This is a genomic window from Nocardia aurea, from assembly GCF_003123685.1.
Classification (GTDB): domain Bacteria; phylum Actinomycetota; class Actinomycetes; order Mycobacteriales; family Mycobacteriaceae; genus Nocardia; species Nocardia aurea.
Map to the genome: position 1 here is coordinate 1 of NZ_QCYJ01000031.1, position 3,796 is coordinate 3,796.

The 3,796-nt window shown below is 72.8% G+C and carries 4 protein-coding genes; 3 read left to right on the forward strand and 1 reads right to left on the reverse strand.

What is annotated here, in order from left to right; translation table 11 throughout:
• Nucleotides 1–105: 105 nt before the first annotated feature.
• Nucleotides 106–1,125 carry an ABC transporter substrate-binding protein gene (locus DAT37_RS11855; protein ID WP_109524829.1) on the reverse strand — a complete coding sequence of 340 codons (1,020 nt, stop codon included), beginning with the start codon at nucleotides 1,123–1,125 and terminating at the stop codon, nucleotides 106–108.
• Between the two features lie 50 nt (nucleotides 1,126–1,175).
• Here DAT37_RS11855 and DAT37_RS11860 point away from each other — a divergent pair, with 50 nt between their 5' ends.
• The 3 genes from DAT37_RS11860 to DAT37_RS11870 all read left to right on the forward strand — a co-directional run.
• Complete coding sequence (locus tag DAT37_RS11860) at nucleotides 1,176–2,267, forward strand: FecCD family ABC transporter permease (RefSeq protein WP_109524830.1); 1,092 nt, start codon at nucleotides 1,176–1,178, stop codon at nucleotides 2,265–2,267.
• On the forward strand, nucleotides 2,267–3,310 hold the full coding sequence (locus tag DAT37_RS11865) for a FecCD family ABC transporter permease (RefSeq protein WP_109524831.1): 1,044 nt from the start codon (nucleotides 2,267–2,269) through the stop codon (nucleotides 3,308–3,310). The genes DAT37_RS11860 and DAT37_RS11865 overlap by 1 nt, the downstream gene beginning before the upstream one ends.
• Nucleotides 3,307–3,796, forward strand: a 490-nt coding sequence (locus DAT37_RS11870; RefSeq protein WP_157978424.1) for an ABC transporter ATP-binding protein, incomplete at its 3' end; no start/stop codon positions are given. The genes DAT37_RS11865 and DAT37_RS11870, both read left to right, overlap by 4 nt.

Here is a 3,796-nt window from a genome sequence, read left to right on the forward strand (position 1 = left end):
ATACCGGGGCACCTACTGCGACCCCGGCTGGCTCGCCGGTCAGGGGCTGGACATCCAGCCGCATCTGGCCGACCTGCGCGCCTTCCTGGCCGATTGACCCGGAGGCTAGGAGGCGATCTTGGCGGGGTCCACCTCGAAGAGCTTGGCCACGTCGTCGAGCATCGCGTGCGCCCCCTGGATGCCGACCGCGGTCATCCACGTCTGGTCGCTCACCTCGTGCTTGGCGCCCTTGAGCCTGCCCCAGAGCGGGTTGTTGACGAACTTCGCCTTCGGCCCGTCGCTGGAGGGGTCGGGGTAGGTCGCGACGAAGATGTGCTCGGCGTCCAGGTCCGCGATGCGCTCCTGGCTGACGTCCACCACGATCGAGTCCTCGGTCGTGGGCTGGCCCTCGGGGCGCGGGAAGCCGACGTCCTTCATGACCAGGCCGGAGTAGGACTTCTCGACGTACAGGCGGACGGTCGGCTCGCCGGCGAAGCGGACGATGGAGATGGCCGGCAGCTTGCCGCCCTGCTTCTCCTTGATCGCGCCGCCGATCTTGTCGGCACGGTCCTCGTACTCCTTGAGCTTGGCGTCGGCGAGCTGCTCCTTGCCGAGCGCCTGACCGACGAGCCGGAGGTTCTCCTTCCAGATCGCGCCGGTGGTCTCGCTGAAGACGGTCGGAGCGATCTTGGCGAGCTTGCCGTACAGCGCCTCGTGGCGGACCTTGGCCGAGACGATCAGGTCGGGCTTGAGCGCCGCGATCTTCTCCAGGCTCGGCTCCTCCAGCGTGCCGACCGGGGTCGCCTCCTTGCCGTGCGCGGCGGCGACCGCGCCGAGATAGTCGGGGAGCTTGGACTCGATGGACCGGTAGGTGGTGTAGCCGACCACCGGCGTCTCCAGGGTCAGGACCGCGTCGACGAAGCTCTGGTCGAGCGCGACGACCCGCTTGGGCTGGGCCGGGATGACCGTCTCGCCCATCGCGTGCTTGACGGTGCGGAACGGCCCGCCGCTCTGCTGCCCGGTGGCCTGCCCCGCCTGCCCCGTGGCCCCGGGCGTCGTGGAGCCGGTCGAGCCGCAGGCGGCCAGCCCGGCCACCAGCGCCACCGCGCCCACCATCGGACCCATCAGCACGCGCAACGGTCTCATCGGAATCCCTCTCCCTCACAGAATTTAGGTAACCCTTATTTAGGGTAGCCATGCCTAAGCTGGCATACTTCACCACGATCGGGCAAACACGCTGGGAGGAACACGTGACCGCCGCCCCCGCCGTCGCGCCGCGCCTCCGGGGCATCCGCCGGCGACGGGGCCTCGTGCTGGCCGCCCTCCTCGCGGCCCTGGGCGTGGCCGTGCTGCTCAGCGTCACCATCGGCGCCAAGGCGGTGCCCCTGGCCGACGCCTGGCAGGCGCTGACCGCCCCGACCGGCACCGAGAACGACATCGTCATCCGCTCCCTCCGCCTGCCCAGGACGGCGCTCGGCGTGCTGGCCGGGCTGGCGCTCGGCGTCGCCGGAGCGCTCATGCAGGGCCACACCCGCAACCCGCTCGCCGACCCGGGCCTGCTCGGCGTCACCCAGGGCGCGGCGTTCGCGATGGTGGCCGCGATCATCCTGCTCGGCGCGCAGAGCCTGCTCGCCTACATCTGGTTCGGGCTGGCCGGCGCCCTGATCGCGAGCGTCGGCGTGTTCGCGCTCGGCATGGTGGGCGGCCGGGGCGGGCCCACCCCGGTCACGCTGGCGCTCGCGGGCACCGCCGTCAGCGCCTTCCTGTACGCGCTGACCTCGGCCATCGTGCTCCTGGACGAGCAGGCCATGGACGTCTTCAGGTTCTGGCAGGCCGGCTCGATCGCCGCCCGGGGCGCGGACGTGCTCTGGCAGGTGCTGCCGTTCATCGTGACCGGGCTCGTGCTGGCCATGGCCAACGCCCCCGGTCTCAACGCGCTGTCGCTCGGCGAGGACGTGGCCCGCGGCCTCGGCCAGAACATCGCCCTCACCCGGGGCGTCGGCGTCGCCGCCGTCACGCTGCTCTCCGGGGCCTCGGTGGCCGCGTGCGGGGCGCTCGCGTTCGTGGGGCTGCTGGTGCCCCACGTGACCCGGCCGCTGTGCGGCACCGACCACCGCTGGCTCCTGCCGTACTCGGGGCTGGTCGGCGCGGCGCTGCTGCTGCTGGCCGACGTCATCGGCCGGGTCGTGGCCCCACCAGGGGAACTGGAGGTGGGAGTGGTGCTCGCCCTGATAGGCGCTCCGTTCTTCGTCGCGCTGGTGCGGCGCAGGAAGCCGGTGCGGCTGTGATGACCGCCTTCCCCCTGCGCGTGGCCGGCCTGTCCTGGCAGGTACGGCCGCGCGGCACCGCCGTCACGCTCGGCGGGCTGCTGCTGCTCGCCCTGCTCATGGCGCTGAACATGCGCCTCGGCGACATCCCGATGAGCGTCGCCGAGGTCCTGCGGGCCACGTTCGACCCGGCCGACGCCGGCCACTTCGTCGTCATGGAGCTGCGCCTGCCCCGCGCGCTGACCGGCGCGCTGGTCGGCGGGGCGCTCGCCCTGTCCGGCGCGATCATCCAGTCCATCGCCCGCAACCCGCTGGCCAGCCCCGAGATCCTCGGCGTCACCACCGGCGCCTCGGTGACGGTCGTGGCCGGCGTGGTGCTCAGCGGCAGCGCGTACGGCGGCGCCAGCGGGCTGTTCTCGGCCCTCGGCATCCCGGCGCTCGCCCTGCTCGGCGGGCTGGCCGGGGCGGTGACGGTCTACGCGCTGGCCTGGCGGCGCGGGCTGGACGGCTACCGGCTGGTCCTGGTCGGCATCGGCGTGGCCGCCGTGTTCACGAACGTGAAGTACTGGCTGCTGACCGTCGGCGACGTCAACGACACCGGCAGGGCCATGATCTGGATCACCGGCTCGCTCAACGGGCGCGGCTGGGAGCACGTCGTACCGGTGGGCCTGGCCCTGGCCGCGCTCGTCCCGCTGACGCTGCTGGGCACCCGGTCACTGGCCGCGCTGCGCTTCGGCGACGACACTGTCACCGCGCTGGGCGTGCGGACCAACCTGGCGCGCGCGCTGATGATCCTCGCCGCCGTGCTGCTGGCCGCCGTGGCCACCGCCTCGGCCGGCCCCATAGCGTTCGTCGCGCTCGCCGCGCCGCAGATCGCGCTCCGGCTGGCCCGCTGCCCGCAACCGCCGCTGCTGTCGTCGGCCGTGGTGGGCGCGGTGCTGACGACGGGCGCCGACCTGATCGCGCGCACCGCCTTCTCGCCGCTCGAACTCCCCGTGGGCGTCGTCACGGCGGTGCTCGGCGCGCCATACCTGATTCACCTGATCTGGAAGGCACGCAAATGAGGCTTCAGGCGGCCGGGGTCAAGCTCGGGTACGGCGACCGCACCGTCGTCGAGAACCTCGACCTCGGCGTACAGGCCGGCACGGTGACCACGATCATCGGCCCGAACGGCTGCGGCAAGTCCACGCTGCTGCGCGCCCTCGGCCGGCTGCTGAAGCCACAGGGCGGCGAGGTGCTGCTCGACGGCAAGCGCATCGACCGCACGCCGACCCGCGAGGTGGCCAGGGTGCTCGGCGTGCTGCCGCAGGCGCCGACCGCCCCCGAGGGGCTGACCGTGTCCGACCTGGTCGCCCGGGGGCGTCACCCGCACCAGACCTGGTACCGGCAGTGGTCGTCGGACGACGAGGCCGCGGTGGTCCGGGCGCTGGAGATGACCGGGCTGGCCGACCTGGCCGAGCGGCCACTGGACGAGCTGTCCGGCGGGCAGCGTCAGCGGGCCTGGATCTCCATGGCCCTGGCCCAGGGCACCGACCTGCTGCTGCTCGACG

Coding starts and splice junctions, on each gene's coding strand:
- DAT37_RS11855 (WP_109524829.1), bottom strand. CDS start 1,125: ATGAGACCGTTGCGCGTGCTGATGGGTCCGATGGTGGGCGCGGTGGCG.
- DAT37_RS11860 (WP_109524830.1), top strand. CDS start 1,176: ATGCCTAAGCTGGCATACTTCACCACGATCGGGCAAACACGCTGGGAG.
- DAT37_RS11865 (WP_109524831.1), top strand. CDS start 2,267: ATGACCGCCTTCCCCCTGCGCGTGGCCGGCCTGTCCTGGCAGGTACGG.